This is a genomic window from Streptomyces sp. cf386, assembly GCF_900103585.1.
Lineage (GTDB): Bacteria > Actinomycetota > Actinomycetes > Streptomycetales > Streptomycetaceae > Streptomyces.
This window is the reverse complement of the sequence record NZ_FNHV01000007.1, coordinates 17,671-43,248: the sequence shown is the minus strand read 5'-3', so window position 1 is coordinate 43,248 and position 25,578 is coordinate 17,671. Positions and strand designations below refer to the sequence as shown.

23 protein-coding genes and 2 pseudogenes are annotated in these 25,578 nt (G+C 71.0%); 7 read left to right on the top strand and 18 right to left on the bottom strand.

Features of this window, described 5'->3' with window-relative positions; all coding sequences use genetic code 11:
* Positions 1–25: 25 nt before the first annotated feature.
* Positions 26–82 (top strand): trp operon leader peptide, encoded by a 57-nt coding sequence (locus tag BLU79_RS50015; protein WP_071528813.1) that lies wholly within the window; start codon positions 26–28, stop codon positions 80–82.
* 110 nt (positions 83–192) lie between these two features.
* Positions 193–2,094, top strand: a complete 1,902-nt coding sequence (locus tag BLU79_RS18910) for an anthranilate synthase family protein (RefSeq protein ID WP_093906993.1) — start codon at positions 193–195, stop codon at positions 2,092–2,094.
* Here the strand turns inward: BLU79_RS18910 and BLU79_RS18905 are convergent.
* The 5 genes from BLU79_RS18905 to BLU79_RS18885 form a co-directional block, all read right to left on the bottom strand.
* Complete coding sequence (locus tag BLU79_RS18905) at positions 2,046–3,041, bottom strand: 2-hydroxyacid dehydrogenase (protein WP_093906992.1); 996 nt, start codon at positions 3,039–3,041, stop codon at positions 2,046–2,048. The genes BLU79_RS18910 and BLU79_RS18905 overlap by 49 nt on opposite strands.
* 73 nt (positions 3,042–3,114) lie before the next feature.
* Complete coding sequence (locus BLU79_RS18900; RefSeq protein WP_093906991.1) at positions 3,115–4,143, bottom strand: 6-phosphofructokinase; 1,029 nt, start codon at positions 4,141–4,143, stop codon at positions 3,115–3,117.
* A gap of 160 nt (positions 4,144–4,303) precedes the next feature.
* The gene (locus BLU79_RS18895; RefSeq protein ID WP_093906990.1) at positions 4,304–5,005 is read right to left on the bottom strand and encodes a response regulator; all 702 of its coding nucleotides are present in this window, start codon (positions 5,003–5,005) and stop codon (positions 4,304–4,306) included.
* Positions 5,002–6,231 (bottom strand): MacS family sensor histidine kinase, encoded by a 1,230-nt coding sequence (gene macS, locus BLU79_RS18890; protein WP_256333381.1) that lies wholly within the window; start codon positions 6,229–6,231, stop codon positions 5,002–5,004. The genes BLU79_RS18895 and macS overlap by 4 nt, the downstream gene beginning before the upstream one ends.
* A gap of 43 nt (positions 6,232–6,274) precedes the next feature.
* The gene (locus tag BLU79_RS18885; RefSeq protein ID WP_256333380.1) at positions 6,275–6,994 is read right to left on the bottom strand and encodes a lysophospholipid acyltransferase family protein; all 720 of its coding nucleotides are present in this window, start codon (positions 6,992–6,994) and stop codon (positions 6,275–6,277) included.
* A 148-nt stretch (positions 6,995–7,142) separates the two neighbouring features.
* Here BLU79_RS18885 and BLU79_RS18880 point away from each other — a divergent pair, with 148 nt between their 5' ends.
* A complete protein-coding gene (locus BLU79_RS18880; RefSeq protein ID WP_093906988.1) occupies positions 7,143–7,922 on the top strand; it encodes an alpha/beta hydrolase in 780 nt (259 codons plus the stop codon).
* Positions 7,915–8,565 (top strand): hypothetical protein, encoded by a 651-nt coding sequence (locus BLU79_RS18875; protein WP_093906987.1) that lies wholly within the window; start codon positions 7,915–7,917, stop codon positions 8,563–8,565. Before BLU79_RS18880 ends, BLU79_RS18875 begins: the two co-directional genes overlap by 8 nt.
* On the opposite strand, the gene BLU79_RS18870 is transcribed toward BLU79_RS18875, so the two are convergent.
* From BLU79_RS18870 to BLU79_RS18845, 6 genes are all read right to left on the bottom strand, one after another.
* Positions 8,562–9,317, bottom strand: coding sequence for an endonuclease/exonuclease/phosphatase family protein (locus BLU79_RS18870; protein WP_093906986.1), 756 nt, complete (start codon positions 9,315–9,317; stop codon positions 8,562–8,564). The two genes, BLU79_RS18875 and BLU79_RS18870, sit on opposite strands and share 4 nt — an antisense overlap.
* A 146-nt stretch (positions 9,318–9,463) precedes the next feature.
* The gene (locus tag BLU79_RS18865) at positions 9,464–10,417 is read right to left on the bottom strand and encodes an ROK family glucokinase (protein WP_093906985.1); all 954 of its coding nucleotides are present in this window, start codon (positions 10,415–10,417) and stop codon (positions 9,464–9,466) included.
* A 54-nt stretch (positions 10,418–10,471) separates the two neighbouring features.
* Positions 10,472–10,978: a DUF5304 domain-containing protein gene (locus BLU79_RS18860; protein ID WP_093906984.1), complete on the bottom strand. Its 507-nt coding sequence runs from the start codon at positions 10,976–10,978 to the stop codon at positions 10,472–10,474.
* Positions 10,979–11,035: 57 nt separating this feature from the next.
* Positions 11,036–12,214, bottom strand: a complete 1,179-nt coding sequence (locus BLU79_RS18855) for an ArsA family ATPase (protein ID WP_093906983.1) — start codon at positions 12,212–12,214, stop codon at positions 11,036–11,038.
* A gap of 73 nt (positions 12,215–12,287) precedes the next feature.
* On the bottom strand, positions 12,288–12,731 hold the full coding sequence (locus BLU79_RS18850; protein ID WP_093906982.1) for an SRPBCC family protein: 444 nt from the start codon (positions 12,729–12,731) through the stop codon (positions 12,288–12,290).
* A gap of 143 nt (positions 12,732–12,874) precedes the next feature.
* Positions 12,875–13,672: a metallophosphoesterase family protein gene (locus BLU79_RS18845; protein WP_093906981.1), complete on the bottom strand. Its 798-nt coding sequence runs from the start codon at positions 13,670–13,672 to the stop codon at positions 12,875–12,877.
* Between the two features lie 308 nt (positions 13,673–13,980).
* Between BLU79_RS18845 and BLU79_RS18840 the strand changes: the two genes are divergently transcribed.
* Positions 13,981–15,777 carry an AMP-dependent synthetase/ligase gene (locus BLU79_RS18840; protein ID WP_093906980.1) on the top strand — a complete coding sequence of 599 codons (1,797 nt, stop codon included), beginning with the start codon at positions 13,981–13,983 and terminating at the stop codon, positions 15,775–15,777.
* A 32-nt stretch (positions 15,778–15,809) separates the two neighbouring features.
* On the opposite strand, the gene BLU79_RS18835 is transcribed toward BLU79_RS18840, so the two are convergent.
* Both BLU79_RS18835 and BLU79_RS18830 read right to left on the bottom strand, forming a co-directional pair.
* Positions 15,810–17,396: a GMC oxidoreductase gene (locus BLU79_RS18835; protein ID WP_093906979.1), complete on the bottom strand. Its 1,587-nt coding sequence runs from the start codon at positions 17,394–17,396 to the stop codon at positions 15,810–15,812.
* Between the two features lie 187 nt (positions 17,397–17,583).
* The gene (locus BLU79_RS18830) at positions 17,584–18,726 is read right to left on the bottom strand and encodes a glycosyltransferase family 4 protein (protein ID WP_093906978.1); all 1,143 of its coding nucleotides are present in this window, start codon (positions 18,724–18,726) and stop codon (positions 17,584–17,586) included.
* Between the two features lie 150 nt (positions 18,727–18,876).
* On the opposite strand from BLU79_RS18830, the gene BLU79_RS18825 reads away from it, so the two are divergent.
* Positions 18,877–20,112: a glycosyltransferase 87 family protein gene (locus BLU79_RS18825; protein ID WP_093906977.1), complete on the top strand. Its 1,236-nt coding sequence runs from the start codon at positions 18,877–18,879 to the stop codon at positions 20,110–20,112.
* On the opposite strand, the pseudogene BLU79_RS18820 reads toward BLU79_RS18825, so the two are convergent.
* Positions 20,073–20,324: pseudogene (locus BLU79_RS18820) on the bottom strand (MATE family efflux transporter); the annotation flags it as partial. The gene BLU79_RS18825 and the pseudogene BLU79_RS18820 overlap by 40 nt on opposite strands.
* Here BLU79_RS18820 and BLU79_RS49105 point away from each other — a divergent pair.
* Positions 20,301–20,498, top strand: a pseudogene (locus BLU79_RS49105) (PadR family transcriptional regulator); the annotation flags it as partial. The pseudogenes BLU79_RS18820 and BLU79_RS49105 overlap by 24 nt on opposite strands.
* Here the strand turns inward: BLU79_RS49105 and BLU79_RS18815 are convergent.
* The 4 genes from BLU79_RS18815 to BLU79_RS18800 all read right to left on the bottom strand — a co-directional run bounded on the left by BLU79_RS18815 (position 20,486) and on the right by BLU79_RS18800 (position 25,557).
* On the bottom strand, positions 20,486–21,679 hold the full coding sequence (locus tag BLU79_RS18815; RefSeq protein ID WP_093906976.1) for a hypothetical protein: 1,194 nt from the start codon (positions 21,677–21,679) through the stop codon (positions 20,486–20,488). The pseudogene BLU79_RS49105 and the gene BLU79_RS18815 sit on opposite strands and share 13 nt — an antisense overlap.
* 43 nt (positions 21,680–21,722) lie before the next feature.
* Positions 21,723–22,736 (bottom strand): C40 family peptidase, encoded by a 1,014-nt coding sequence (locus BLU79_RS18810; protein WP_093906975.1) that lies wholly within the window; start codon positions 22,734–22,736, stop codon positions 21,723–21,725.
* A 231-nt stretch (positions 22,737–22,967) separates the two neighbouring features.
* Positions 22,968–24,002 (bottom strand): C40 family peptidase, encoded by a 1,035-nt coding sequence (locus BLU79_RS18805; RefSeq protein WP_093907373.1) that lies wholly within the window; start codon positions 24,000–24,002, stop codon positions 22,968–22,970.
* A gap of 211 nt (positions 24,003–24,213) precedes the next feature.
* The gene (locus BLU79_RS18800; protein WP_093906974.1) at positions 24,214–25,557 is read right to left on the bottom strand and encodes an NYN domain-containing protein; all 1,344 of its coding nucleotides are present in this window, start codon (positions 25,555–25,557) and stop codon (positions 24,214–24,216) included.
* Between the last annotated feature and the right edge of the window lie 21 nt (positions 25,558–25,578).

Below are 25,578 nucleotides of genomic sequence, written 5' to 3'. Positions count from 1 at the left end.
TCGGACATGGGGTAGGGTGCCTCGCATGTTCGCGCACTCGACCCAGAACTGGTGGTGGACCGCTCATCCGGCGGCCCACTGACTGCGCGTACGCAAGACTTCGCGAAGGCCGCCCGAGGGGCGGCCTTCGGTGTTTTCCGGGCCGTTCCTCTCCGCCGCATCCACTGATCCACGGAGAAGGAGCACGGACCCATGAACCTGCTCGGCTTGCTGGACGATCCCCGTCCGTTCGCCCTGCTGCGCCGCCGCACCCCGGGACACGACCACGACACGGTCGAGGTCCTCATCGGACCGGTCGCCACCTACGACCGTCTCGCCGACCTCCCCGACGAGGGCCTCGCGCTCGTCCCCTTCCGCCAGATCCGCGAGCGCGGCTTCGACGTCCGCGACGACGGCACGCCCCTGTCGGTGCTCACCCCCGAGGAGTCGTACGGCATCCCGCTGGCCGTAGCCCTTGAGCAGCTCCCGTCCCACGATGTGCGCGTCGAGGGCGGTGGCTTCGACGTCGGCGACGAGGAGTACGCGGAGATCGTCGGGCGGGTGCTGCGGGACGAGATCGGGCGGGGCGAGGGCGCGAACTTCGTGATCCGGCGGACGTACGAGGGTGAGATCCCCGGGTTCGGACGGGCCGATGCCCTGAGTCTGTTCCGGCGGCTGCTGGTGGGCGAGCGGGGCGCGTACTGGACCTTCGTCGTGCACACCGGGGAGCGGACGCTGGTCGGGGCGAGCCCCGAGGTGCATGTGCGGATGTCCGGCGGGACCGTGATCATGAACCCGATCAGCGGGACGTACCGCTACCCCGCCGAAGGGCCGACGCCCGAGCACCTGCTCGACTTCCTCGCCGACGGCAAGGAGATCGAGGAGCTGTCGATGGTCGTCGACGAGGAGCTCAAGATGATGTGCACCGTCGGTGACATGGGCGGGGTGGTCGTCGGACCCCGGCTCAAGGAGATGGCGCACCTCGCGCACACCGAGTACGAGCTGCGCGGGAAGTCCTCGCTGGATGTGCGGGAGGTTCTGAAGGAGACCATGTTCGCGGCCACCGTCACCGGCTCGCCCGTGCAGAACGCCTGCCGGGTGATCGAGCGGCACGAGGTCGGCGGGCGCGGCTACTACGCGGGGGCGCTGGCGCTGCTCGGCCGGTACGCGGGCGGCGGGCGGGAAGGTTCCGTCGGGGCCCAGACCCTCGACTCCCCCATCCTCATCCGCACCGCCGACATCGACGCGGACGGCCGGCTGCGGGTGCCGGTCGGCGCCACCCTCGTGCGCGGATCGGACCCCGAGAGCGAGGTCGCGGAGACCCACGCGAAGGCGGCGGGAGTGCTGGCGGCCCTGGGCGTACGTCCGTCCCGGCCGCGTGGGGAGCACGCGCGCGTGCATCTCGCCGACGATCCACGCGTGCGTGCCGCGCTCGACGGGCGCCGGGCGTCGCTGGCCCCGTTCTGGCTGCGGATGCAGGAGCGGTCCGCGGAACTGACCGGACACGCCCTGGTCGTCGACGGGGAGGACACCTTCACGGCGATGCTGGCGCACGTCCTGCGGTCGAGCGGCCTGGAGGTGACCGTCCAAGGCTACGCCGAACCCGGGCTGCGGGAGGCGGTGAGGGCGCACGAGGGGCCGGTCGTGCTCGGCCCCGGGCCGGGTGACCCTGTCGATCTCGCCGACCCGAAGATGCTGCTCCTGCGCGACCTCACCGCCGAGGTGATCAGGAACAACCGGCACGGTGTCCTCGGCGTCTGCCTCGGGCACGAGCTGATCGCGGCCGAGCTGGGGCTGCAGATCGTACGGAAGGAAGTGCCCTACCAGGGCGCGCAGACGACGATCGACCTGTTCGGGCGGCCGGAGACCGTCGGCTTCTACAACAGCTTCGTGGCGCGCTGCGACGACGAGGCGTACGCGGAGCTGGCCGAGCACGGCGTCGAGGTCAGCCGGGCCGGCAACGGGGAGGTCCATGCCGTACGCGGCCCGGGCTTCGCCGGTGTGCAGTTCCACCCCGAGTCGGTCCTGACGCTGAACGGCGCCGCCGTCGTACGCGAACTGGTGGGTCAGCTGCGCGGCACCAGCACGTTCTCGGAGCGGCGGCCCGCCCTGTAGTCGAGGACGTTCTCCAGCGTGGTCTCGATGATCTGGCCGACGGCGTCCTCGGTGTAGTACGCCTGGTGGGACGTGACCAGGACGTTCGGGAAGGTGACGAGGCGGGCCAGGGTGTCGTCCCCGACGGCCTCGAGGGACTTGTCGAGGAAGAACAGGCCCGCCTCCGCCTCGTACACGTCGAGGCCGACCCCCGTGAAACGGCCGTCGCGCAGCTCGGCGACCAGGGCCGCGGTGTCGATGAGGCCGCCGCGGCTGGAGTTGATGAGGATCGCGTCGTCCTTCATCGTCCTCAGGGCGTCCGCGTCGATGAGCCGGCGCGTCTCCGGCATCAGGGGGACGTGCAGGCTGACCAGGTCGGACTCGGCGAGGAGCTGGTCCTTGGGGACGTAGCGCATGCCGAGCTGCAGGCAGGCGGGGTTCTCGGCGACGTCCCAGCCGAGCAGGTTCATGCCGAAGCCGTGGGCGATGCGGGTGAAGGCCTCGCCGATCTTTCCGGTGCCGAGGATGCCCGCGGTGCGGCCGTGCATGTCGCGGCCCATCAGGCCGTCGAGGCGGAAGTCGAAGTCACGCGTGCGCGTGGAGGCGCGGACGATCCGGCGGTTGACCGCCATGGCGAGGGTCCAGGCGAACTCGGCCACGGAGTGGGGCGAGTAGTACGAGACCCGGGCGACCGTCATGGCGAGGCGCTCGGCGACCAAGAGGTCGATGTTGTTGAAGCCGGTGGAGCGCTGGGCGACCATCCGGGTGCCGCCGGCCGCGAGGGTCTGCAGGACGCGCCGGCCGAGGTCGCAGTTGACGCTGGTGCAGACGACCTCGTAGCCGGTGGCGATCAGGGCGGTGTCCTCGTTGAGGAAGACGTCCAGGCAGCGGACCTCGTGGTGGCCCTGGAAGGCGCGCTCGATCAGGGGCTTCTCGTCCGCCTGCACGCCGAAGGCCAGGATCTCCAAGGCCGCTCCCTTTTGGTGGGGTTGTGGGCCGAATATACGGCCCACAACCCCGTGGGGCAGCCTTCTGATGCGGTCAGCCGAAGAAGACGCCGACCTCCTCGTACAGCTTCGGATCCACCGTCTTCAGCTTGGCCGTGGCGTCCGCGATCGGGACGCGGACGATGTCCGTGCCGCGCAGGGCGACCATCTTGCCGAAGTCGCGGTCGCGGACGGCCTCGATGGCGTGCAGCCCGAAACGGGTGGCGAGCCAGCGGTCGAAGGCGCTGGGGGTGCCGCCGCGCTGGATGTGCCCGAGGACCGTCGTACGGGCTTCCTTGCCCGTGCGCTTCTCGATCTCCTTGGCCAGCCATTCGCCGACCCCGGACAACCGGACGTGCCCGAAGGAGTCCAGCGACTCGTCCTTCAGCACCATGTCGCCGTCCTGCGGCATGGCACCCTCGGCGACGACCACGATCGGGGCGTACGACGCCTTGAAGCGCGAGGTGATCCAGGCGCAGACCTTGTCGACGTCGAAGCGCTGCTCGGGGATGAGGATGACGTTGGCGCCGCCGGCCAGCCCGGAGTGGATGGCGATCCAGCCGGCGTGACGGCCCATCACCTCGCAGACCAGGACGCGCATATGGGACTCGGCGGTGGTGTGCAGCCGGTCGATGGCCTCCGTCGCGATGCCGACGGCGGTGTCGAAGCCGAAGGTGTAGTCGGTGGCGGACAGGTCGTTGTCGATCGTCTTCGGTACGCCGACGCAGGGCACGCCGTACTCGTCGGACAGTCGGGTGGCGACGCCGAGGGTGTCCTCGCCGCCGATGGCGATGAGCGCCTCCACCTCCTGCTTGGCGAGGTTCTCCTTGATCCGGCGGATGCCGTTCTCCTGCTTCAGGGGGTTGGTGCGCGAGGAGCCGAGGATGGTGCCGCCGCGGGGCAGGATGCCGCGCACGGCGGGGATGTCGAGACGGATGGTGTCGTTCTCGAGCGGACCTCGCCAGCCGTCCCGGAAGCCGACGAAGTCATAGCCGTACTCCTGCACGCCCTTGCGGACGACGGCCCGGATGACGGCGTTGAGACCGGGGCAGTCGCCGCCTCCGGTCAGTACTCCGACCCGCATGGAAATGTCCCTTCGCCGCGGTTGCCTGGTGAGGCCACGCTAATGGTGATCCAGGTCACAGCGGGATGGGTCGGTACGGCAATTCCGGTGAACCGGCGGGTGTTTGGTTTACGCGCCGTCAAGCAAACGGCCGACGATCACTCGTCGCCGAGGGCGCGAGTCACTCGTCGTCGAGACCCCGCTCTATCGCGTACCGCACCAACTCCACGCGGTTGTGCAGCTGAAGCTTGCCGAGGGTGTTCTGGACGTGGTTCTGGACCGTGCGGTGGGAGATGACCAGGCGCTCGGCGATCTGCTTGTAGCTCAGGCCCTTGGCGACGAGCCGCAGCACCTCGGTCTCGCGCTCGGTGAGCTGCGGGGCCCCCGGCTGGTCGGCGTCGGAGGCGGCGGGCGTGGGCTCGGAGGCGAGGCGGCGGTACTCACCGAGGACCAGTCCGGCCAGGCCCGGCGTGAACACCGGGTCGCCGACGGCGGTACGGCGCACCGCGTCCAGCAGTTCCTCCGTGGACGCCGACTTCAGCAGATAGCCGGTGGCGCCGGACTTCACGGCCTCCAGGACGTCGGCGTGCTCGCCGCTGGCGGACAGGACGAGGACGCGCAGCGCCGGGTTGTGGCCGACGAGCTCCTTGCAGACCTGGACACCGGGCTTGGCGGGCAGGTTGAGGTCGAGCACGAGGACGTCGGGGGCGGCGGCCTTGGCCCGGCGTACGGCCTGGTCGCCGTCGCCCGCGGTGGCGACCACGTCGAAGCCGGACTCGGCCAGGTCGCGGGCGACCGCGTCGCGCCACATGGGGTGGTCGTCGACCACCATGACCTTGATCGTGCCCGGCCTGCCGTCCGTTCCGTTCGCGGTGTCCGTCATCGCTGCTCCGCCTTCCCCCGTGAAGCGCTGCTGTCCTTCGGTACTTTCAGTTCCACTTCGGTGCCCTGCCCCGGCACCGAGATCAGCTCGGCGCTGCCGCCGAGGTCCCGCAGTCGCCCCCGGATCGACAGGGCGACCCCGAGCCGCCCCTCGCCCTCGGCCTGCGCGAGCCGGCCCTCGGGGATGCCGGGTCCGTCGTCCCGCACGGTGACGATCACCTCGTCGGGCTCGTCCTCGACGAGGATCCACGCGCGCGCGTGCTCCCCCGCGTGCTTACGGACGTTGTCCAGGGCGGCCCCGACGGCGGCGGCCAGCTCCCGCGCCGCGGCCGGCGCCAGCGGCACCGGAGCGCCGGGTTCGGCGAGGTTCACCATGGCGCCGGCGTACGGGGCGAGCAGCGCGCGGAGATCGACGGGACCGGTGGAGTCGTCCGGCACTTCCACGGTCCGTACGACCGCCCCGTGCGCGGCGTCCTCGGACACCCGCGGCACGGGCACCAACCCGCCCGAGACCAGGGTGCGCAGCGCCACCTCCTGCTCGCCGGCCATGCGGCCCAGCTCGGCCGCCTCGCCGCCGATGACGGCGCCGCGCCGCTGCACCATCGCCAGCACCTGGAGCACGCTGTCGTGGATGTCCCGGGCGAGCCTCTCCCGCTCACGCGTGGCCGCCTCGATCTCCAGGGCGCGGGCGAGGGTGCGCTCGGAGGCGCGGGCGACCTCGACGACGTAGCCGATGGCGATGGAGGCGATCCAGACGAGGAGCACCATGTGGACGGTGTCACGGGTCGGCACACCGGAGCGGTGGATCAGGTTGGCGGCGGCGACCAGCGTCGAGGCGAAGGCGGCCCAGCGCCAGCCGCCCTTGATGGCGAACGCCAGCACGGCGCCCGCGGTCCAGATCGACGGCAGGGTCGGGGCCCCGGCGTCGATCCGCGCGGGCGTCTCGGCGAGCCGGGTGAGCAGGATGCCGGCCAGGGCGATGGTGAGGTCCACGGCGAGGAAGCGCCGGGTGCAGTTCGCGGCGTTCGCGACCCTGGGCAGGGTGGCCAGCGTCCAGACGGTCAGTACGGCGAAGTAGGCGATGGCCACCCAGGGCCGGGCCACCTCGTCATACGCGCTGATGAACAGCCCGATCGCGTACACCAGGGTCAGCACCCGGTAGCCGGTGAGCGCACGCCACAACGGCTGCTCGACCGACATCCTCATGACCCGCTCACGCTCGGCCACTTGCCCCCACCCCTTTGCCCCCTCGACCCTGCTGCGGCCGACTCTATTCGGGCTGTTCCTTCTTCTTGCGCGCTTGTTCCTTCTCGGCCTTCGCCGCGTCCGCGATCTGCCGCTTGGCGGCGGTCGCGTAGATGTCGACGTACTCCTGGCCGGAGAGCTTCATGATCTCGTACATGACCTCGTCGGTCACCGCGCGGAGCACGAACCGGTCGTGCTCCATGCCCTGGTACCGGCTGAAGTCCAGGGGCTCGCCGATCCGGATGCCCGGGCGCATCAGCTTCGGCATGACCTTTCCGGGCGGCTGGATCTTCTCCGTGTCGATCATGGCGACCGGGATGACCGGCGCGCCGGTGGCGAGCGCCACGCGCGCGAGGCCGCCGGGCTTGCCCCGGTAGAGGCGGCCGTCGGGCGAGCGGGTGCCCTCCGGGTAGATGCCGAACAGCTCGCCGCGCTCAAGGACCTCTATGCCGCTCTTGATCGCCGCCTCCCCCGCCCCGCGCGCGCCGGAGCGGTCCACGGGCAGCTGGCCGACACCCTTGAAGAACGCGGCCGTCAGCCGGCCCTTGACTCCCGGGGTGGTGAAGTACTCGGCCTTCGCGATGAAGGTGACCTTGCGGTCGAGGACCGCGGGCAGGAAGAACGAGTCGGAGAAGGACAGATGGTTGCTCGCGAGGATCGCAGGGCCCTCGGTGGGAATGTTCTCCAGGCCTTCCACCCAAGGCCTGAAGGCGACCTTCAACGGTCCCCCGATGGTCACCTTCATCGCGCCGTACAACAACCGAGTGCCTCCTGTGTCTGTCGATCAGACCTTAACCCGGAGCACTGTCAAAGAGTCCGACGGCCCTGGTCGGTGTCAGTACGGTCGCGTACGGTGAAGCACACCGTCCCTCTCACGAACAGGAGACCGTAAGGTGCCGGTCCTTCCTGGAGCCGAGCCGTACCGCTTCGAGGGCGGGGAGGTCGGGGTCCTCCTCTGCCATGGCTTCACCGGTTCTCCCCAGTCGCTGCGCCCCTGGGCGGAGCATCTCGCCGAGCACGGGCTCACCGTCTCGCTGCCCCTGCTGCCGGGGCACGGCACGCGCTGGGAGGACATGGCGCTCACCGGCTGGCAGGACTGGTACGCCGAGGTGGACCGGGCCCTGCGCACCCTGCGCGACCGCTGCGAGCGGGTCTTCGTGGCCGGTCTGTCGATGGGCGGCGCCCTCGCGCTGCGGCTCGCCGCGAAGCACGGGGAGGACGTCGCCGGCGTGGTCGTCGTCAACCCGGCGAACAAGGTGCACGGCCTGTCGGCGTACACCCTTCCGGTGTCCCGCCACTTCGTCCGTACGACGAAGGGGATCGCCAGTGACATAGCGAAGGAAGGCGGCGCCGAGATCGGGTACGACCGGGTGCCGTTGCACGCGGCCCACTCCCTGCGGACCTTCTTCCGCCTGGTCGACGGCGAGTTGCCGCAGGTCACCCAGCCGCTGCTGCTTCTGCGCAGCGCCCAGGACCACATCGTGCCGGCGGCGGACTCGGGCCGGATCCTGAGCAGGGTGTCGTCCACGGACGTATCGGAGGTCGTGCTGGAACAGAGCTTCCATGTCGCGACGTTGGACCATGACGCGGACCGGATCTTCGAGGAGAGCCTCGGCTTCATCGGCCGGCTCGCAATCGGCGTGGGCAAGGAAGGGACGACCGCACGTGGCTGAGCACGACTCCGACCGTGAGAGGCGCGAGGACCGCGACGATCGCGAGCCGGAAGAGCAGCACGTCCCGTTCGACGAGGACGCCGCCTGGGCCGCCATCGTGTCCGGATACGGCCAGGAGCCGCCGGACCCGCCGGGCGCGAAGCCGTTCAAGTCGGTGGAGGACCTGGCGCTGCTGGAGTCCGACGCGAATGACGACTCGGACGACAGGGCGGACGACCGGTCCAAGGGCACCAAGGACGGGGCGGACGAGCAGGGCGACAAGGGCGGGGAGTCCAGGGAGGACGCGCCGCCCAGGCCGCTCGGCAGCTCCGTCTCCTTCGCGCCCGGCGTCGGCGGCGGACCGCGTGACTACAGCGCGCCCGAGCCGACCGACGACGACTTCGACACCGACGACGAGGGCCACTTCGTACCGCCCGAGCCGCCGCCGCTGCCCGCCGCCGACGCGACCGCGAAGTTCGCCTGGCTCGCGGTGATCGGCGGGCCGATCCTGCTGCTGCTCGCCGTCCTGTTCGGCTGGGAGATGACGTGGTGGCTGGCCACGCTGGGCATCGGCGGGTTCCTGGGCGGGTTCGCCACGCTGGTGATGCGGATGAAGACGGACGACGATGACGACGACGATCCCGGGCGGGGTGCGGTCGTCTAGAGCGCGGGAATTCTGAGGGCGGCCAGGACCGGAAGGTGGTCCGTGGCCGCCCTCAGGTCTGTCTGCGTCACACCGGGGTGGCCGACGGGGACGCCGCAGCCGAGTACCTCGATGCCCTTGGTGGCGAAGATCGCGTCGATGCGCTGGTGGGGGTCGAGCGGGGTCGAGCTGTACTCACCGCCCCAGGGGGTGGTGGCCCAGCAGTCCTGGAGGCTGTCGGCGAGGCGGCGGAAGGTGCGGCCGGTGGGGCGGTCGTTGAGGTCGCCGCCGGCGATCGCATGGTCCACGCCCAGGCCGGCGAGGCGGTCCAGGAGCATGCCGCCCTGTGCGTAGCGCTCGTCCGTCTGCAGGGAGAGGTGACAGCAGAGCACGCCGAGGCGGGCGCCGCCGAAGCGGACCACCGCCGTGGCGAAGCCGCGCCTGTGGAGTCCGGGCGTGAGCGGGAGGAGGATGTCCTCCGTTCGCTCCACGGTGGCCCTCAGGTCGCACAGGATCGCGGGGCCCGTGGTGGTGGCGCCGCCGGTGAGGACGACGAGGTTCGCCGCGCGGGCCAGGCGGGCGAGCTTCTTGCGCCAGCGGAAGAAGCGGGGGGCTTCCTGGATGAGGACCAGGTCGGGGGCGCAGGCGCTGATCACCCGGGCGAGGGCGTCGGTGTCGTCGCGCATCGAGCGGATGTTGTAGCTGAGGACGCGGATGACTGCGGAACCGTCGGGTTCGGTGGCGGAGTTGGGCAGCAGTGGGGGCGTCGGCATGCGGGTCAATTTACGCCGGGAGCAGGGTGGGGCGCCCAAAAGCTCGGGGCGCGGGGAGCGTGTGCGACTGCCGGTTCGTCGTGGCTGGTCGCGCAGTTCCCCGCGCCCCTGAGTGGGCACAGTGGCCGCAGCTTCGGAAGCAGGCGTCACATGATCGGATCCGGCTCCCGCGCCAGGTCCGCCGCGCCCACCAGGCCCGCCTTGTTGCCCAGCTGGGCCGCGATGACGTCCGCCACGGGGCGCCAGTTGCCGCCTACCAGCCAGCGCTTGTAGGACTTGCGGATCGGGTCGAGGACCAGTTCGCCCTCGTCGGAGAGGCCGCCGCCGACGATGAAGGCGGACGGGTCGAAGAGGGAGGCGAGGTCGGCGAGGCCGGCGCCGGCCCAGCGGGCGAGTTCGCGGTAGGAGTCGACGGCGACCGGGTCGCCCTGGCGCGCGGCCATGGAGATGTGCTTGCCCTCGATGCCCTCGGGGGTGCCGTCGCCCATGTCGAGCAGGATCTCGGCGTTCTCGGGGGTGGCGTTGGCGCGCTGCTTGGCGTATCTGACGAGGGCACGCCCGGAGGCGTACTGCTCCCAGCAGCCCTGCGATCCGCAGCCGCACAGCAGCCCGTCCGGCACCATGCGGATGTGGCCGAACTCGGCGGCGACGCCGTAGTGCCCGCGGCGCAGCTTGTTGCCGATGATGATGCCGCCGCCGAGGCCGGTACCGAGGGTGATGCAGATGACGTTGCGGTGGCCCTTGCCCGCGCCGAACTTGTACTCGCCCCAGGCGGCCGCGTTGGCGTCGTTCTCGACGACGACGGGGAGGCCGACGCGGGCCTCGACCTTCTGCTTCAGCGGCTCGTTGCGCCAGTCGATATTGGGGGCGAAGTAGACCTCCGAGCGCTGACGGTTGACGTAACCGGCCGCGCCGATGCCCACGCCGACGATCTCGTGCCCGGCGCGCGCGCCCTCCACCGCGGAGGCGATGGCGTCCACGATCCCGTCGGGCGTGCCCGGGGTCGGCACCTTGTGGGTCGAGAGGATGTTGCCTTCCTCGTCGACCACACCGGCCGCGATCTTGGTACCGCCGATGTCGACGCCGATGGTGAGTCCCATGAATCCCTCAGTTCGGTCGAGCCCCGCTACGGCCAACCGTACCCGAGGGCTCGGTCAGTCCAAGTCGATGCGCTGACCGGGGCCGGTGCCCTCGCCCGGGTCTCGCTTGTCGTCGTCGAGCTCGTCCAGTTCGGTGGAGTCGTCGGTACCGCTCGTCCAGCGCCGTTCCTGGTTCTGGACCGCGGAGCGGTACGCGGCGAGGAGTTCGTTGCCGGCGGCGGCCAGGTGGTCGAAAACGTCGGGGTTGCGCTCGATGACGGGCTCGACGGCGGCCTTGGCCTGCTCCACGACCTGCTTGACGACCTGCTGGGCGGCGGGTCCGGCGACCGCGCCGAGCAGCGGGGACTGGAGGGTGGACAGCTTGTCCGCGACGGCGTCGACGAGCTTGCGCAGTTCCTCGGCGGCCGAGCCCGGAGGCGCGCCGTGCTCGGCACGACGGCGGGCCTTCTCCGCTGCGAGGTCCTCGGCGCACGCCGTCGCCCAGGCGTCGGCGTCGGTCGCCCGTACCTCGTCGACGGCCTCGCGATCATCGGCGTCGGACGGGGGGAGCTCTTCGCTCATGACGGACTCCTGACTACGGTTCGTCTCTACGACGTTACCCGAACGGCCGTACCTGCTTCACCGTGCCCGCGGCCAGAGATCCGGGTCCGGCGCGAACCGGATCCGCAGCTCGCCGTCCCGCAGCGCGGCCCCGTCCACCGCGCAGCGGCGCAGGGCGGACGGCAGAGGCACGATACGCCGGAACTGTCCCGCTGTGACGACGAGTTCGTCGCCGCGCCGGACGAGGTCGAGTTCGTCCCGTACGGCGCCGGGCAGCGGGATGTGCCAGACGAGCACACCGTCGTCGGCGAGCCGGTCGGTGACGGACCACTCGACGGTGGAGGAAGAGCCTTCGGCGGCGGGCACGGCGAGGGCCGCGAGGTCGTCGATGCCACGGGGGTCCCGCCCGAGGTGAGCGATGTCGTGGACCTGGTGGCACTCCACCCGCCACTCCTCAAGGATCTTGCGCTGCTGGGCGACCGGCCCGGCGAGCCAGCTGCCCGCCGGCGCCTCCGTCTCCGGCAGGACCCGGTTGGCGATCAGCGCGTCGGGGCGCAGGCCGCGCAGGGCGAGGGCGAGGCCGGCGGCGTGCACGGCGTCGGCGCCGCCCGGACCGGGTTCGGCGACCAGCCGTACGACGGTGTCGCGGTCGGCGATGACGGCCTCCACGGCGGCGAGCTCGACATCCCAGCGGGCGGTGGTCTCGTACAGCCACTCCGCGGGCATCGGCACGCCGGCCAGCCGGCCCAGCATCGGCCGCAGGGCACGGGCCGCCTGCCGCTCGGGCGGGAGCAGTCGGCGCAGATAGCGGCGCAGCTCCTCCGGGAGCGAGAGCAGGGCGAGGGCGTGCGGGGTGGCCGGCAGGTCGACGACGAGGAGGTCATGGGCCTCGGCGAGCGCCGCGTCCCGGAGGGCGCGGAGCAGCGCGAGTTCCTCGGCGCCGGGCAGGGGGGTGACCTCTTCCGGGTCGAGCCGGGACGCGCCGAGGAGGTCGAGGGCGGAGGTGGCGCGGTCCTGGAAGGCGGCGAGGTCGTCGCGGAAGCCGGTGGCGGCGTCGGGGCGCCAGGCGGTGAGGGTGTCGGTCACCCGGACCGGGGTCGCGCCCGTGGTCACGCCGAGTGCCGCGCCCAGGGTGTCGGTGCGGTCGGCGCTGAGGACGAGGGTGCGGCTGCCCTCGCGGGCGGCGGCGAGCGCGGTGGCGGCGGCGATGGTCGTACGGCCGCTGCCACCGGGGCCCGTGATCAGGATCGTGCGCATGGGGGTGAACCGTAGCCGAGGCAGAGAACAGCCACGTTCGAGGAGTACCCCTCGCCGCAGACTGCGCCGGTCGCTACTTCCCGCCCGACTCCACCCGCTTCTTCAGCCCCGCCAACGCCCGGTCGATGATGACCTTCTCGGCCTTGCGCTTGATCATCCCCAGCATCGGGATCTTGACGTCGACCGTCAGCTGGTAGGTGACCTCGGTCGAGCCCGCCCCCGCCGGCTTCAGGATGTACGAGCCGTCGAGCGACCGCAGCATCTGGGACTTCACCAGCGTCCAGGACACCTCGTTCTCGCCGGTCCAGGTGTACCCGAGGACCTGGTCGTCCTTGATCGCGCCGGCGTCCATGACGAGGCGGACCTGCTCGGCGCGGCCCTGGTCGTCGGTCTGGAGGACCTCCGCCTCCTTCACCTCGCCGGTCCAGTCCGGGTAGCGGGCGAAGTCGGCGATCACCCCCATGACATCGGCCGGTGCCGCCTCGATCGTGATGCTCGAGCTGGTGTGTTCCGCCATCGCTGTGGCTCCTCCAGATGCGGGCCGGTATGAAGTGGTGGTGCGCACGCGTGTGCAGCGTGAAGGCTACCGCGCGTCCGACCAGCCGACTTCACCCCCACCTGCACCCCACGCCGGAAAGCGCCCCCGGTGCCGGAAATCGCTCACCATTCCAGCGCCCACGGCTTCCCCGACCCGGCGAAATGCCCCACGTTCACGCACTCCGTCGCCCCGATCCGCATGCGCCGGACCAGCGGCTGATGCACATGGCCGAAAAGGGAGTAGCGGGGGCGAGTGCGGCGAATCGCCTCCAGCAGCGCCCGGCTCCCCCGTTCGAAGCGCCGCGCCACCGTGTCGTACACCAACTCCGGGACCTCCGGCGGAATGTGCGTGCACAGCACGTCCACCTCGCCCACGGCCTCGATCTTCGCGGCGTACTCCTCGTCGCTGATCTCATAGGGGGTCCGCATCGGGGTCCGCAGGCCGCCGCCCACGAAGCCGAAGACCCACCCGCCGATCTCCACCCGCTCGCCGTCCAGCACCGTCGTACCGGACCCGGCGTACTCCGGCCACAGAGGCGGCATGTCGACATTGCCGTAGGTGGCGTACGTCGGTGTCGGGAACGCCGCGAACATCTCGGCGTACTGCTTGCGGACCGCCTTCTCGATCACCGCACGCCGGTCCCCGCCGATCCCGGCCCACAGCCGCGTCCCGAGCTCCCGCGCCTCCTCGAAGCGCCGGGCGGTGCGCAGCTCCACGATGCGGTGGGCGTTCTCCACCCCGAACAGGTCGGGGAAGATGCCGCGCGAGTGGTCGGCGTAGTCCAGGAACAGCACCAGGTCGCCCAGACAGATCAGGGCGTCCGCGCCCTCGCCGGCCCTGGCCAGGTCGCGGGCGTTGCCGTGCACGTCGCTGACCACATGGACGCGTGTCCTGCGGTTTCCCGTCGATGTCGGTGCCATGACGATCAAGGGTAGGCGTGTGCGGCATACGTGAACAGTGCCGGGCGGAACGATGGTTACTGGCCAGTCGTCAGACCGCTCGACTACTGTGCGCGCAGGAATACAAGCAGAAACACCAATCCGTGTGACGCAGCGAACATCTCGCCGGGACCCCCTGTCGAAGAAGCCATACCGGCGGGTAACGTCCGGTCGGTCCAGTCGTGCTCTGGATTTCAACTTGTGAATCCCAGAGCACCTGCCCGAGCCTTGGACCGCACCGTCGCATCACACAACGTCGTGGCGCCGGCGCCCTATGAGGAGCAGCAGTCTTGCGCGAGTTCAGCCTTCCGGCTTTGTACGAGGTCCCTGCGGACGGCAATCTGACCGACATCGTCCGCAGAAACGCCGCGCAGCACCCTGACGTCGCCGTCATCGCCCGCAAGGTGGGCGGTGCCTGGCAGGACGTGACGGCCACCGCTTTCCTCGCCGAGGTGCGCGCGGCCGCGAAGGGGCTCATCGCCTCCGGGGTCCAGCCCGGCGACCGCGTGGGCCTGATGTCCCGCACCCGCTACGAGTGGACCCTGCTCGACTTCGCGATCTGGTCGGCGGGCGCGGTCACCGTGCCGGTGTACGAGACCAGCTCGCCGGAGCAGGTGCAGTGGATCCTCAGCGACTCGGGCGCGACCGCCATGATCACGGAGCTGGACAACCACACGGCCGCCGTCGAGTCGGTGCGCGACCGGCTGCCCGCCCTCAAGCACGTCTGGCAGATCGACGCCGGGGGCGTGGAGGAGCTGGGGCGGCTCGGGCAGGACATCAGCGACGCCACGGTCGAGGAGCGCAGCTCGCAGGCGAAGGCCGACGACCCGGCGACCATCGTGTACACCTCCGGCACCACCGGCCGCCCCAAGGGCTGTGTGCTCACCCACCGCAGCTTCTTCGCGGAGTGCGGCAACATCGTGGAGCGGCTGCGCCCGCTGTTCCGCACCGGCGAGTGCTCCGTACTGCTCTTCCTGCCCCTCGCGCACGTCTTCGGCCGGCTGGTGCAGATCGCGCCGATGATGGCGCCGATCAGGCTGGGCACGGTCCCGGACATCAAGGACCTCACCGACGAGCTCGCCGCCTTCCGCCCGACGCTGATCCTGGGCGTGCCGCGCGTCTTCGAGAAGGTCTACAACTCGGCCCGCGCCAAGGCCCAGGCGGACGGCAAGGGAAAGATCTTCGACAAGGCCGCGGACACCGCGATCGCCTACAGCAAGGCGCTGGACACCCCGTCCGGCCCGGCCGTCGGCCTGAAGATCAAGCACAAGGTCTTCGACAAGCTCGTCTACAGCAAGCTGCGCGCGGTGCTCGGCGGCAAGGGCGAGTACGCCATCTCCGGCGGCGCCCCGCTGGGCGAGCGGCTCGGGCACTTCTTCCGCGGCATCGGCTTCACGGTCCTGGAGGGCTACGGCCTGACCGAGTCCTGTGCCGCCACCGCCTTCAACCCCTGGGACCGCCAGAAGATCGGCACGGTCGGCCAGCCGCTGCCGGGCTCGGTCGTGCGGATCGCGGACGACGGCGAGGTGCTGCTGCACGGCGAGCACCTGTTCAAGGAGTACTGGAACAACCCGGGCGCGACCGAGGAGGCGCTGGCCGACGGCTGGTTCCACACCGGCGACATCGGCACCCTGGACGAGGACGGCTACCTCAGGATCACCGGCCGCAAGAAGGAGATCATCGTCACCGCGGGCGGCAAGAACGTCGCCCCGGCCGTGATCGAGGACCGTATCCGCGCGCACGCGCTGGTCGCGGAGTGCATGGTGGTCGGCGACGGGCGCCCGTTCGTGGGCGCGCTGGTCACCGTCGACGAGGAGTTCCTGGGCCGCTGGGCCGCCGAGCACGGCAAGCCCGCGGGCTCCACCGCGGCGTCGCTGAGCGCGGACGCCGACCTGAACGCGGCCATCCAGGCCGCGATCGACGACGGCAACGCCGCGGTGTCGAAGGCGGAATCGGTGCGGAAGTTCCGCATTCTGCCCTCCCAGTTCACGGAGGAGTCGGGCCATCTGACGCCGTCGCTGAAGCTCAAGCGCAACGTCGTGGCGAAGGACTACGCCGACGAGATCGAGGCGATCTACCAGAAGTAGTCACTGGTACGAGGCTTCCACTCGTACGACGGTTATGGCGCGGTGTCCTCCACGAGGACCCGCGCCATCGTGCGTTCGGCGAGCGCGGTGATCGTCACGAACGGGTTCACGCCGATCGATCCGGGCACGAGCGAGCCGTCGGTGACGTAGAGCTTCGCATACCCCTTGACCCTCCCGTAGTTGTCGGTCGCCTTCCCCAGCACACAGCCGCCCAGCGGGTGGTAGGTGAAGTCGTCGGCGAACACCTTGCTGGCCGAGCCGAACAGGTCGTACCGGTAGATCGTGGCGTTCGCCGAGTTGATCCGGTCGAACAGCTTCTTGGCCATGCTCACCGACACCGCGCTCTGGGCGGCACTCCAGCCGAGTTTCACCGCTCCCGTGCCGCTGTCGTACGAGAACGACGCCCGCGACGGGTTCTTGGTGATCGCCAGATAGAGGCTGACCCAGTGCTCCAGTCCCGTCGGCAGGGGCGCGATCTCGGCGAAGACCGGGTTGGCGGCGTTGGCCCAGTCGTCGATGCCCATGACCGGCATGGTCGACTGGTTCGCCCCGACCGTGTCCCAGAGGTGGTTGGCCCGGCCGAGCATCACGTTGCCGTTGGTCCCCCACCCGGTGCCGACGTTCGTGTCCAGGGCGGGCAGCGTGCCCGACTCGCGGGCGCGGACGAGGAGTTCGGTGGTGCCGATGCTGCCGCCGCCGAGGAAGAGGTACGTACAGCCGTACTCCTTGGTCTCCACGACGGTGCCGGTGTCGTCGATCCGGTCGACGGTCAGGAGGTACGTCCCGTCGGCCGCCCTGCTGATCGACCTCACCTTCTCCTGGGTGTGGATGGTGACGTTCCCGGTGCCGAGCGCGGAGGCCAGATACGTCTTGTCGAGGGTGCGCTTGCCGTGGTTGTTGCCGTAGATGACCTCACCGGCGAGCGCCGACTTGGTCGCCGTGCCAGCCGCCTCGCGCTGCATGTACCCGAAGTCGTAGACGTTGGGTACGAAGGTGGTCTTGAGGCCGGTGTTGGTCGCGTGTTTGCGGGAGATCCGGGTGAAGCGGTACCAGTCGGTCGACTCGAACCACGCGGGGTCGATGGTGTTGACGCCCAGCATGGAGCGGGCGCGCGGGAAGTACGTGCCGTACATCTCCGCGGTGTCCACGGTGGGGAACTGCTCGGCGAAGTAGGACTGGAGCGGGGTGACGGCCATGCCGCCGTTGACCAGGGAGCCGCCGCCGACGCCTCGGCCCACGTACACGGACATGTGGTCGTAGTGGACGCGGTCCAGGACTCCGGGGTAGGCGCTGATGTCCTTGTTGACCACGTCCAGCCACAGGAAGGTGGCGAGCGGGGCCTCGGTGCGGGTGCGGAACCACATGGAGCGGTGGTCGGGGGCGCTGGTGGAGCAGAAGATCTTGCCGTCGGGGCCGGGGGTGTTCCAGAGGCGGCCCATTTCGAGGACGAGGGTGCGGATGCCGGCCTGGCCGAGGCGGAGGGCGGCCACGGCGGCGCCGTAGCCGGAGCCGACGACTATCGCCGGGGCGGATTCGACTGCGTCGGGCTCGGCGGCTTGGGCGGACTGGAGGGCGATGCGGGTGAAGCCGAGGGTGGCGGCGGTCTGTAGTGCCGCCATTCCGAGGATCTGACGTCTTGTCAGCTGACGCTGCATCAGGTTTGATGTCATGTGCGCAGCATGTGCGGAATATTTCGTTCCGCCTAGTGGGGTGCCACATGTTCTATAGCGGCGGCTGCGAGCTGTTTGTGGCTGGTCGCGCAGTTCCCCGCGCCTTGAAGGCCCTTTCCCCGCGCCCCCAAAAGCCCTACAGCAGCGTTTGCAGCCTCTCCGCCAGCAGGTCCCAGCGCCACCTCTCCTCGACCCACTCCCTGCCCCGCTCCCCCATCCGCCGGCGGAGTTCGGCGTCTCCCAGGAGCGTGACGATGCGGTCGGCCGCCTCCTCCGGGGAGCCGCCCCTCACCACCCAGCCCGTCTCGCCGTCCAGCACGGCGTCCGGCGCCCCGCCCGAGTCGCCCGCGACCACCGGCAGTCCCGTTGCCGAAGCCTCCAGGTAGACGATGCCCAGGCCCTCCACGTCCAGGCCGCCCCTTCGCGTCCGGCACGGCATCGCGAAGACGTCGCCGGCGCCGTAGTGGGCGGGGAGTTCGGACCAGGGCACCGGGCCCGTGAAGCGGACCGAGTCGGCGACGCCCGTCTCGTGCGCCAGCCGTCGCAGGTCCTTCTCGTAGGGGCCGCCGCCGACGATCAGCAGCACGGCCTCCGGCTCGGTGGCCAGGATGCGGGGCATGGCGAGGATCAGGGTGTCCTGCCCCTTGCGCCGCACCAGTCGGGAGACGCAGACCACCACCGGGCGGTCGGTCAGGCCGAGCCGGGCCCGGATCTCGTCGCCGCCCGAGCCCGGATGGAAGGTCTTCTCGTCCACTCCCGGCGGCAGTTGGACCATCCGCGAGGCCGCCCGAGGCGTCAGCGCGGTCGCGATGCGCGAGCGCGTGTACTCGCCGAGGTAGGTGATCGTGTCGGTCGACTCCCCGATCCGGCCCAGCAACTGCCGGGCGGCGGGCAACTGGGCCCAGCCCGCCTCATGACCGTGGGTCGTGGCCACCAGCCGCTGTGCGCCCGCCTTCCGCAGCGCCGGCGCCATCAGGCCGAGCGGTGCCGCCGCGCCGAACCACACCGACGTGCACCCGTGCTCGCGCAGCAGGCCGGCCGCCCGCCGGGTCGCCCCGGGCGTCGGCAGCAGCATCGTCGTACGGTCCCGTACGACCGTGAAGGGCTGCTCCGCGTCGAAGGCGGCCGTGGCCTCGATGCCTTCGCGGCTCCGCTTCCAGGTGGAGGCGTAGACGACCAGCTGCTCCGGGTCGAGCCGCAGCGCCATGTTGTGCAGGAACGCCTGGATGCCGCCGGGGCGGGGCGGGAAGTCGTTGGTCACGATCAGGGTCTTGTGCATCGCCGCCGACCTTACCGAAGCCGCCGTTCACGACCGAAGCCGCCGTTCACAGCCGGGGCTCGGCCACGCTTATGGCCCGCTCACAGCCGGAGGGGACATCATGTTCCCCTCAAGGCGGGAATCGAACGGCAGGGAACGGCAGGGGATCCGGTGGAGACGAAGGGCACGTGGCGGCCCCTGGCGTGGCTTCTGGGGATCTGGGCCCTGACCAGGGTGATCCTGCTGCTCTTCGTGTTCAAGGTGTACCTCTTCCCGGGTCCCGATGTCACCAGCGACGTGTCGGTGATCTACCAGGGCTGGTACGAGGTGCTGCGCACCGGGACCTTCCCGCTGGACGACGTCACCTGGCAGTACCCGCCCGCCGCGGCCCTCGCGATCCTCTCCCCCGCGCTGGTGTTCTGGCTGGACTACCCGTCGGCCTTCTTCGTCCTCGCCTTCGCCGCCGACCTGGCCGCGCTGCTGCTCCTGCTGTACGCGGGCCCGCGCCCGGGCCGGACGCTGCGCGGGGCCTGGGTGTGGGTGCTGGGCGTACCGCTGCTCGGACCGACCGTGTACGCGCGCTACGACGTCATGGTCACCGCCGTCGCCGTGGCCGCGCTGCTCGCGGGTGCCCGCCATCCCCGGCTGATGGGCGCGCTGACGGCGCTCGGGGCGATGCTGAAGGTGTGGCCGGTGCTGCTGCTGGTCGCGGCCCGCAGGCGCCTCGCCTGGGGCTGGGCCGCGCTGACCGCCGGCGCCCTCGCGGCGGTGTTCGCCCTCGCCATGCCCGGCGCCTTCGCCTTCCTGACCTTCCAGCGCGACCGGGGCACCGAGGTGGAGTCGCTGGGCTCGCTGGTCTTCCATGTGGCCCGGCAGTACGGCTGGGACGGCCAGGTGCTGCTGAACTACGGCTCGGTGGAGTTCCTCGGCCCGTACGTCGACGTCGTCAGCACGGCCGCCCTCGCCCTCAGCGGGCTCGCCTTCGGGTGGCTGCTGCTGTGGCGGCTGCGGGCGCGGCGGTTCCACGCGCACACGCTCGCGGACGCGGCCTTCGTGGCGGTGCTGATGTTCGTGACGACCAGCCGGGTGATCAGCCCGCAGTACATGGTGTGGCTGGTGGGCCTGGCGGCCGTGTGCCTGTGCTTCCGCGACAGCCGGATGGGGTTCCCCGTCGTCCTGGTCCTGGCGGCGTGCTTCGTGACGGTCCTGGAGTTCCCGGTCTGGTTCGCGAACGTCGTCGCCAGCGACGCCCGCGGTGTCACCCTGCTGTTCCTCCGCAACGGCCTGCTGGTCCTCGCCACGCTCCTCGCGGCCCGCGTGCTCTGGCGCTCGACCGTCACCCGGACCGCCCCGCTCCGCGTGCCGCCTCAGGCCACCCGCACCAAGGAGACGTCCCCGCCCTCCTGACGCCGGACCCGCCGCAGCAGCACCGGCACCGCCGCGCACTGCGCCGCCATGGCGAGCGCCAGCGCCAGGCACGCGCCGGGCAGGCCGAGGCCGGACAGCCCGAAGGCGAGCGGCAGCTGTACGGCCGTACCGAGCAGGGTCACCCGCAGCAGCACCGGCGCTCCCCCGCTCCCCTCGAAGACCCCGCCGAGCGCGATGAAGCACGCCGCAGGCTGGAGTTCCTCACCGCGCCCACGAGCTTCTTCTACGAGGGCGGCGAGCCGGTACGGCTGGAGGAGGCCGGCGATCTGTTCCGGCAAGGCATGCTGCGGGTCGCCCGGGCCACCGGGGAGGCGGAACGCGCGTGGCTCACGGAGGCCATCGCGCAGCTCGATCAGCCGAGCTGAGCCCGCAGATACGCCCGCCACGCGGCGGTGAACTCCTCCAGCGACGTCCCGAGTACGTCCTTCAGCGCCCCCTCGACCGCCCCTGCCCGTCCCTCGTGCGCGCCCACGGCCCGGTAGAACTCGACGAGTCTGACCTCGCCCCAGCGCTCCGCGATCAACCGGCAGGCCAGCCACCCGCTCTCGTAGGCCCGCGCCAGCTTGCCCGAGTCGCCGGTGAAGCCGAAGTCCGCGTCGGCGGGGAGTGCCTCCGGTACCCGGCCCTCGGTCACCGCACGCCACAGTTCGGGCGCGGCCTGGGACGGGGAGCGTCCGCTGCCGAGATAGCCGACCCGGTCGGCGTAGCCCTCGGAGAGCCACAGCGGGGTGGCGGCGGTGGTGTGGGCGCGGGTGGCGACATGGGTGGTCTCGTGGGTGAGGACGACCTGCTTGCCGGTGGCGCCGAGCACGCCGTACGCGTCGGGGTTGACGATGATCCGGTCCGCGGGCGCGTTCGCCGGGGCGCCGGTCTCGCCGGTGGTGACCGCGGCGATCCCGCGGTAGGAGGATTCGGGCGAGCCTAGGAGCCCCGCCATGTCGCCTAGCGAGGCCGGTACCAGGACCACGATCTGCCCGGGCCAGTCCGTGCCCCACGCCTGCGACACGGCCGGTACCGCGCCGTCCGCCAGCTCCGCGTACTGCCGCAGCGCCTCGGCGGACTGCCCCACGCCCATGACGAGGCTGTGCTCACCCCGTACGACGCTCACCGCGCCCTGGTCCCACAGCTGCTCGGCGGAGCCCTTCGCGGGCCGCTCGGCCTCGACGTACCAGCGGCCCCCCGCGTCCAGGCTCAGGCTGAGCGTGCGGCCGGCGCTGACCGGGGCGCGGTCGTAGCCCCGGACGCGGTAGCGCAGTTCGGCCTCGGCGGTGGCGGTGTCGCCGGTGCGGTGCAGCCGGGTCAGGCGGTACGACCAGTCTGCGAGGGGCAGGGCTCGCACGTTGCCGAACCAGTCCTGGGCGCCCGTGCGCAGGAAAGCCGCCCGGTCGCGGTCGAGGACCGCCGCCGCCCGCCCGTCGAGGAGGCGCTGCACGTCGGCCCGCGCGCTGTCGGTGGCGGACCGTCCGCCGCAGCCCATCAGGGAGACGAACAGCAGACAGAGCGCCACGACGACTCGCGTTCCCGACGCCCGCCTTCGACCGGCCACTTCCCGATCGTACGGCGGCGCGGGCGCGGAGGTCAGACCCGCGTCAGACCCTGGTGACCGTCGCCCCCGGCATCATGCCGACCGGGTCGTAGCGCACGGGTGCGCCGGGGTAGGGCGCGTGGATCACCTGGCCGTTGCCGACGTACATCCCGACATGGCTGGCGTCTGAGCGGTAGGTGACCACGTCGCCGGGCCGGGCCTCGGCGAGCGAGACCTGCCGTCCGGCGTACCGCTGGCCCTGCGAGGTGCGCGGCATGGCGACGCCGGCCTGGGCGTACGACCACTGGATCAGGCCCGAACAGTCGAACCCGGAGGGGCCGTTGGCGCCCCAGACGTACGGCTTGCCCACGGCGGAGTGGGCGGCGGCCAGGGCGGCTGCGGCACGGCCCGAGGGCGCGCCGCCGCCGAAGAAGTCGGGCATGACGTCGCGGCTTGAACGGGTGGCGCGGTCGTAGGCGGCGCGGTCGCTCGCCGTGAGCGTGTTGAGGAGCCTGCGGGCCTGGGCGAGTTTGCGCTCGACGGTCCGCTTGTGGGCGGCGACGGCCTTGCGGCTCTTGTCCAGGTCGATGAGTTTCTTCCCCGCCTCGGCGCGCTCCTGGGCGAGGACGCGCATGGCGTCCTGGAGTTCCTCCAGCTGGCCGGCCTGGTGGGCGCTGATCCGGGCGATCCGGGCGGCCCTGTCGAGGTAGTCGGCCGGATCGTCGGAGAGCAGCAGGGCCAGGGAGGGGTCGATGCCGCCGGACCGGTACTGGGCGCCGGCCAGCGAACCGAGGGCGTCCCGCATGGAGTTGATGCTCTCCTGCTTCCGGGCGATCCGGTCCTGTGCCCGGCTCACCTGGTCGCGAAGCCCGTCGGCGCGCTCGTCGGCCTTGTTGTAGGCCTCGGTGGCCTTCTCGGCCTCCTCGTAGAGGCGGTCCACCTTGGCCCGGGTGTCGTCGTGCGGCGTGGCCGTGGCGGGTACGACCCCGAGGGCCGTGGCGGCTGCTGACATGACGCAGAGCGCTGTACCGGCGCCCCGGTCGAACCCGGACGATGCAAGACGGCGATGGGACCCCACGGGAAGCCGCTCTCCTTCCGCTCGCGGACAAGGACCGTTCCCCCGGCTGCGGGGGAAACGCGGCAGACAGTAGCTCCGTGTCGGGGCGGCGACCAACGACCTCCGCGGGCACACACAGTGACGCCCCGCCTCTGACGCAGGTCATCGGCGGGGCGCGGGGTCAGCGAGTGTCGTCGTGATTCGCTCGTTCGGGCGGCACGTCGTGTTGATCTTGGAGGCGTACGGCCGGGGTCAGATCCGGACGCCGAACTGGAACGGCATGTTGTTGATCGACTCGTAGCGCACGACCGTGCCGCTGCGCGGGGCGTGCAGGATCTGGCCGTTGCCCGCATAGAAACCGACGTGGTGCAGGTCGCCGTAGAAGATGACCAGGTCACCGACCTTGAGCTGGCTCTGCGAGTAGATCCGGGTGCCGGCGTTGGCCTGGGCCTGCGAGGTGCGCGGGATGGAGACGCCGGCCTGGGCGTAGGCCCAGGAGGTGAGGCCCGAGCAGTCGTAGGAGGCGGTGCCGGTGGCGCCGTAGACGTACGGCTTGCCGATCTGGCTCTGGGCGGCCTGGAAGGCGGCCTGGGCCCGGCCGGAGGCGGAGCCGACGTTGCCGAGGTCCACGCGGTCCGCGGCGGAGCGGCTGGCGCGGGCCTCCTCGGCGGCCATGGCGGCCTTCTCGGCGGCCGTCAGGGTGTTGAGCAGCTTCTGCGCCTCGGCGAGCTTGCCCTGGACTTCCTTCTTCTTCTTGCCCAGCTCGGTGCGGGTGGAGGCGAGGTCCTTGAGCTTGTCGGCGGCCTCGGCGCGCTGCTGGGAGAGCTCGCGCTGCTTCTCCTGGATCTTCTTCAGCGAGTCGACCTGCTGGGCGCTGAGCTGGTCGGCGGTGGACGCCTTGTCCAGGTAGTCGTCCGGGTTCGACGACAGGAACAGCTGGAGGGAGGAGTCGATGCTGCCCGTGCGGTACTGGGCGGCGGCGGCCAGGCCCATCGCGTCGCGCAGCTCGTTGAGCTCTTCCTGGCCGCGGGCGACGTTGTCCTGGATCGTGGAGATCTCCTTCTGGAGCTTCTCCTGCTTCTCCTTGGCGCCGTTGAACTTCTCGGTGGCCTGCTCGGCCTGCTCGTAGAGCGCGTCGACCTTGGCCTTGACCTCGTCCTTGCTCGGCTTCTCGCTGGGGGCCGCGTTGGCGGCCTGCGAACTGATGGCCACGGCAGCAGCCGCCGCGGTGGTCAGCACGGTCACGCGTGCTCGGCTCGGCTGCTTGGGTCGACGGTGGGACGCCACTGAGGTGAAACCCTTCTTGTGAGTGATCACCCGCTCGGAGGTTCGACGCCAGACCCTAGTGACCCTCTTGTGATCAGATCAAATCCTCACACGAAAAATCTCGTCACACCCATCATTCTTTACACACAACTCACATGCGGTAACGCGCGCTTGACGCTACGTTGCGTGACAGCCCGGCCAATTCGGGCATTGCGCCAGTACGTTGGCGCTTTCAGGACAGTCGCTTGAGAAGCACCACAGAAGCCACCGGACGCGCTCCGGCCCGGGCCACCCCGTCGGCGACCTCGCGGTCGGTCGAGGCGACGATGACCGGACGGCCCGGAGGCTCGGCGCGCACCAGCTGGCGGATCAACTCGTCGGCGGTCACGCCCGGCTTGGAGAACAGCACCCGCACCCCGCGCGGCGGCGCCAGCAGCACCGGTGCGGCAAGTTCGGCCCCGTCGAAGACACAGGTCACTTCTGCCCCGGTTTGGGCGGCGAGCTGCGAGAGCTGGCCGAGGAGCCTCAACCGCTGCTTCTCCAGCGGCATCTGGGGATAGCCGGTCTTGGTGACGTTGTAGCCGTCGACGACCAAGTGCGCCTGCGGCAGGGCGAGGAGCTGGTCGAGGATCGCGGGGTCGTTCTCGGACAGGGCCCGGGCGGCGATGTCCTTCGGGGTCATTCGTCCCGGTTCGACCGCGTCCACGGTCTCGGCGGGCCGCACGGACACCGGCGGCAACGCCAGCTCCCGGCGCAGCCCTTGGGTGGCGTCCAGCAGGGTGTCGAGCAGCAGCCGTACGCGCATGTCCTCGACGCTGCGTCCCTCGCGTGCCGCCCGGCGTGTGGCCTCCAGGGCGGCCTCGGCCTCCCCGAGCCGCGCCTTGAGCCGCCGGGTCTCGCTCTCGGCCGCGGAGACCTGGGTGTGCCCCTCGGAGCGCACGGTCTCGATCTCGCCCTGGATCTTGCGCAGGGCGGCCTCGCCGCGCTTGACGTCACTGAGGGCGGAGCGCAGTTTTCGGTGAAGCGATTCGGCTTCCTTCTTCGCCGCGTCCAGCTCGGTGCGCAGCCGCTCCGTCTCCTGCCGGGTGTGCTCGCGGGCGTGGGCGAGTTCCTCGCGCAGCCGCTCCAGCTCGGCGCGGCTCTCCTCGTCGGCGCGCTCGGCGTCGGCCCGCTGGGCCTCCTCGCCGGCCGCGGTGACCAGCTTGACCCAGCCGGTGGGCCGCAGAACATAGGCCGCGGCCGCCACGTCGAGCGGGTCCGCGGCCGCAGGCGCCGAGCCGGTGTCGAGAGCGCCGGAGAGCTCCGGCTGGGCCTCTCTGAACTTCTCCCCGATGCGCTGCCGGAACAGCGGATCGGTCTCCAGCGCCGCGGCCATCGCGTTGCCGGCGAACTTGGCCCGGCGGTTCGGGGCGAACCTGGCGTACTGCCGCAGCTGCGCGGGCAGTTCGCCGACGGTCAGCCCGCCGAAGCCGTCGGACACGATCTGTACGACCTTGCGCCGTACACCGTCGGGCAGCGGACGGTCGAGCACCTCAGCGGCGCCGTCGCCCGGCCCCCCGCCTTGTGTCTCCACCATCCGTCAACACCCCAATTGCCT

Coding starts and splice junctions, on each gene's coding strand:
- BLU79_RS18910 (WP_093906993.1), top strand. CDS start 193: ATGAACCTGCTCGGCTTGCTGGACGATCCCCGTCCGTTCGCCCTGCTG.
- BLU79_RS18900 (WP_093906991.1), bottom strand. CDS start 4,143: ATGCGGGTCGGAGTACTGACCGGAGGCGGCGACTGCCCCGGTCTCAAC.
- BLU79_RS18895 (WP_093906990.1), bottom strand. CDS start 5,005: ATGACGGACACCGCGAACGGAACGGACGGCAGGCCGGGCACGATCAAG.
- BLU79_RS18885 (WP_256333380.1), bottom strand. CDS start 6,994: ATGAAGGTGACCATCGGGGGACCGTTGAAGGTCGCCTTCAGGCCTTGG.
- BLU79_RS18870 (WP_093906986.1), bottom strand. CDS start 9,317: ATGCCGACGCCCCCACTGCTGCCCAACTCCGCCACCGAACCCGACGGT.
- BLU79_RS18865 (WP_093906985.1), bottom strand. CDS start 10,417: ATGGGACTCACCATCGGCGTCGACATCGGCGGTACCAAGATCGCGGCC.
- BLU79_RS18860 (WP_093906984.1), bottom strand. CDS start 10,978: ATGAGCGAAGAGCTCCCCCCGTCCGACGCCGATGATCGCGAGGCCGTC.
- BLU79_RS18855 (WP_093906983.1), bottom strand. CDS start 12,214: ATGCGCACGATCCTGATCACGGGCCCCGGTGGCAGCGGCCGTACGACC.
- BLU79_RS18850 (WP_093906982.1), bottom strand. CDS start 12,731: ATGGCGGAACACACCAGCTCGAGCATCACGATCGAGGCGGCACCGGCC.
- BLU79_RS18845 (WP_093906981.1), bottom strand. CDS start 13,672: ATGGCACCGACATCGACGGGAAACCGCAGGACACGCGTCCATGTGGTC.
- BLU79_RS18835 (WP_093906979.1), bottom strand. CDS start 17,396: ATGGCGGCACTACAGACCGCCGCCACCCTCGGCTTCACCCGCATCGCC.
- BLU79_RS18830 (WP_093906978.1), bottom strand. CDS start 18,726: ATGCACAAGACCCTGATCGTGACCAACGACTTCCCGCCCCGCCCCGGC.
- BLU79_RS18800 (WP_093906974.1), bottom strand. CDS start 25,557: ATGGTGGAGACACAAGGCGGGGGGCCGGGCGACGGCGCCGCTGAGGTG.